We start from the raw sequence: 3,420 nt of genomic DNA, 5'->3' as shown, positions 1-3,420 counted from the left end.
CCAGAAGACCGCCGTATCCGAAGGCCAGGTGATGCTGCGCCGTCACGGCGCAGCATCACCGTGGTGAGCGGGTTCGCCAGCGTCTGCGTGGCGACCTCGTCCGACAGCTCGTCCGGTACGGCGACGGGCTTGCCGGTGCCCCTCCGCGCTATGCCGTTGTCGGCTCGCGTCCCCGTGCGTTTGGCGAGCTTGTACCCGGCGTCGACGACGGCCGGCGGGGGGCTCCCGACTCGCCGTACCGGACGAGGTCAGGTGGCATCCGAATGGTGTCGGGCGGGAGGGCCGGGGGGACGAGGGGCCCCGGAGTGCCGGGGTGCGGACGAGCTTCCCCTGCCCCCTCAAGCGTCAACTCAGCGTGCCGATACCGCTGTCGGCTTCGGAAGCGTGCAGCCCGTGGCCGACAGGTTGAGCTTGTTGCCCGTCGTGAAGCAGGCGGGGATGCCGTAGGTCTCCTGGGCGTATCCGATCCCCTTGCGGATGGTGACGGTCCCCTGCTCGTTTACCTCGCAGGGGTTGTCGAGGGTGCAGCTTTCACCTCTCTCGTTGGTGGTGTTGTTGATGGCCGCGACCTGCCCGGTCGTCGTGTCGATGACCGGGGAGCCCGAGGTGCCCCCGATGACCTGGCACTCCGGGGTGTAGCGGACGGCGTCCTTCCATGTCCACTGGCCCTCCTTCAGGCGGTACGCGAATCCGTCGACGGAGCAGGAGTAGACCCGCTTCCAGTAGCCGGAGACCACGTCGATCGCGTGCCCCTGCACCGGGCGGGTCGCAGAAAGCGTCAGCGGCGCGATTCCCGTGGACTGCTGTATCTGGTCGTAGGTCCTGGTGAGTTGGTAGAGCGTGACGTCCGTGTCGGTCATCGTCGCGTAGACGACTTTGTTCGCCTTGAGCGTTCCGGCGGTGCCGCCCGAGGCGTTGAGCAGCGTGAAGCTGCGGGTGGAGGACTGGTTGGTGATGACCTGCCCCGCGCTCGGGAAGCCAGTTTCGAGGCAGTGGCCGTTCGTCATGACCAGCCCCGGGTCCGTCGCCTGCGAGTTCGGCATGCGGACCAGGGAGCCTGAGCAGTTGCTGAGCGCCACGGTGCCGGCGAAGGAGGCGGCTGTCACCGAGGCGGGCGTACTGTCAGGGTGCACGGCGGCGGTCGCGGCAGTGGGGGTCGCCCCGCTCGCGCGGTCGGGTGCTGCGGCTGCTGTGCCCGTGGTGCCTACCAAGGCGGCGGCGCCGAGGGCCACGGCGGTGAGGGTGGCGAGGAGAGGCTTGCGCATGGTGATGGTCGGTCCTCTCGGTTCGGCCCGGGAGACCGGTGGCCTCCGGGCGGCGAAGGGTGACCGCATTGTCGGCGTACAGTCAAGTTCCCGCTACCCCACCGCCACTCCGTCCTGGCTCCTTCCGCTCCCTCGACGGCCACCGCACCGGGACTGTCTTCCTTGGCCATGGCCACACAAAGGCCGACCGTCCCGGCGCCTTGAGCTCGTCACACGGTCATCTCGAGGTGCGTCGGCGAGGTGTGACCGGTGTGACGACTTGCCGTTCGTGGGGTGCGGGGAACCGGCCGTGGATCGTGAACGACGAGTTGTGGAAGCTGATCGAAGCTCTGCTACGGCCCTGGCCCGAGAGGGCGTCCGGCCCGGAGCCGGTGCTCGATCGGGCGCTCCGCTCAGTCCGTAGTGCGGCGTTCGTCGCCCAGATGGGCCATGGCGAAGCCGTGTTCCTCCGGATGACGGACCAGGCGCGCCATCACCCACGCGGTCCGGGCATCCATCCCCTCACCGAGGTCGGCGGCCAGGCGCCGCGCCTGCCACGTCGTACGCGGGGCGAACACCCGCCTCGCGAGCAGGAACCGGATCCGGCCGGTGCTGGCGGTGTCCCGAGATCAGGGGTGCTCGGGTCTGCCACGAACATGAGTCCTGGCGACGGCCCCAGCACCGTGGCGGCCATCGGGCCGGAGATCACCGATACGGGCGGCGCCGCATCGCCGGCGCTGACGCCCGGTGCGGCGGCAGCGGGCCGGCAGCCCACTGCCGCCGGCCTGTTCAGGAGAGGGCGGTCGGTTTGCGGGGCGGCGGGACGGCCTGACCTTCAACGGCACCATCATCGAGACCGGCACCGATTCCTACCGCCTCGCCAGCGGCCGGGCCCGAGCCGAGGGACCCGCCAAGGCCGGCTGAACATGCCTCCCCAAGCTCGACGGCCCGCCTTCCTCACAGACGGCGGGTCATCCGCAGCATCGCTCCCTTCAAGAAACCGATTCATCCGGGTGCTCCGGTGACGTGCGGCCGCGGGCCCGTCGCAAGAGGTGCCTCGCGAGCAACATCACCCAGACCACCAGAAAGAGCGCCGCGACAACCCTCAACCAGGGGGCAGTGCCGCTACTGGCTGCTGTCCACCCATAGAACACGATGCTCAAGCACATCCCACCCGGGCCAGCGAAGAACTCGGCTCTCGGATTTCGTGACATCCCCACCCTCCTCTTGCTCTCTCCGCCCGCGCCACTCCTGGCCCTGTTCAGGATCCGTCCCATATCCCCAGACGCTTGAGCCGGCGCTGCCGGAGGCGCTCTGAGGCAGCCGCGAGGGCGAAGCCAAGGCCCAGAGTCAGCCCGAAGACCACAGCGAACATGGGGTCGTCGGGTTCCTCCTCATGCGACAGCATCAAGAAGAAGAGGGTGAAGGGAACGGCCACGCAGAGACCGGTGCCGATCGGGTGTTGGGCCACCCACTTCTGGATCCGAGTCGGACGCCGCTGACCACCCAGGGCCCGATCCAGAGCCCAGAACGCATGCCCCGGAGACCGCCACCAGTTCGCCATGGCAGAAGAATATGGCAGCCGATCCGCTGCCCTCCCCGGGCGAGGGCTGGTGATCAAGCCGCAGTCTGTCAGCCACCGAGACCGGGAACTGACGTCATTTCTCGGGTTCTGGCTCAACTTCTGTGGTGACGGGGCGGCTATCAGCGGATCCGGTCGGCGCACTCGGGGAACGGGCAGGTCAGAGGAACGATCCGGCATGGAGACGGGCGGGTGAGGCGCAGCACCACAGAAGTTGAGCCAGAACCAATTCTCGGGTTCTGGCGCGATTTCCGTGAAGCGTGCACCGTGGGTGACGGTTGGAGGCCATCCTGGCCGTCGGGAAGCTGCCTGAAAATCATCAGTGGCGATCTTGGATGGGCTCAGAGTTCGGATCCGTGGAGGAGACGGTGCTCCGTCTGGAGGAGCTGCTGTTCCCGTCGATCGCGGATATCGCGGTGCTGTCGGTCGACGTGAACAATGAGGCGGTACCGATCGAGGACCGCTGCACGATGGCCGGGGCCAACTGCGCTGGGCGCAGAGGCTGGTCGGAGCGGGTTCACAGCTCCTATCTGCGGTTTCCTGCTGACGTACCCAGTGCGGGGAAGCGGGTTCGGCTGTGTCTGCGGGTCCGCC

Annotated in this window: 2 protein-coding genes and 2 pseudogenes; 2 read left to right on the top strand and 2 right to left on the bottom strand. The window is 68.2% G+C overall.

What is annotated here, in order from left to right:
• Window positions 1-350: 350 nt before the first annotated feature.
• Window positions 351-1,265 (bottom strand): serine protease, encoded by a 915-nt coding sequence (locus ACFU8Q_RS40315; protein WP_384464841.1) that lies wholly within the window; start codon window positions 1,263-1,265, stop codon window positions 351-353.
• 801 nt (window positions 1,266-2,066) lie between these two features.
• Between ACFU8Q_RS40315 and ACFU8Q_RS40310 the strand changes: the two are divergent.
• Window positions 2,067-2,168, top strand: a pseudogene (locus ACFU8Q_RS40310) (ATPase); the annotation flags it as partial.
• A 337-nt stretch (window positions 2,169-2,505) separates the two neighbouring features.
• On the opposite strand, the gene ACFU8Q_RS40305 reads toward ACFU8Q_RS40310, so the two are convergent.
• On the bottom strand, window positions 2,506-2,808 hold the full coding sequence (locus ACFU8Q_RS40305) for a hypothetical protein (protein WP_384464838.1): 303 nt from the start codon (window positions 2,806-2,808) through the stop codon (window positions 2,506-2,508).
• A 353-nt stretch (window positions 2,809-3,161) separates the two neighbouring features.
• On the opposite strand from ACFU8Q_RS40305, the pseudogene ACFU8Q_RS40300 reads away from it, so the two are divergent.
• Window positions 3,162-3,420, top strand: a pseudogene (locus tag ACFU8Q_RS40300) (ISL3 family transposase); the annotation flags it as partial.

Origin of the sequence: Streptomyces sp. NPDC057543 (assembly GCF_042801895.1) — a bacterium.
GTDB lineage: Bacteria > Actinomycetota > Actinomycetes > Streptomycetales > Streptomycetaceae > Streptomyces.
Note: the sequence above shows the minus strand (reverse complement) of the source record. Positions and strands in the feature narration are given on the sequence as shown.

Coding starts and splice junctions, on each gene's coding strand:
- ACFU8Q_RS40315 (WP_384464841.1), bottom strand. CDS start 1,265: ATGCGCAAGCCTCTCCTCGCCACCCTCACCGCCGTGGCCCTCGGCGCC.
- ACFU8Q_RS40305 (WP_384464838.1), bottom strand. CDS start 2,808: ATGGCGAACTGGTGGCGGTCTCCGGGGCATGCGTTCTGGGCTCTGGAT.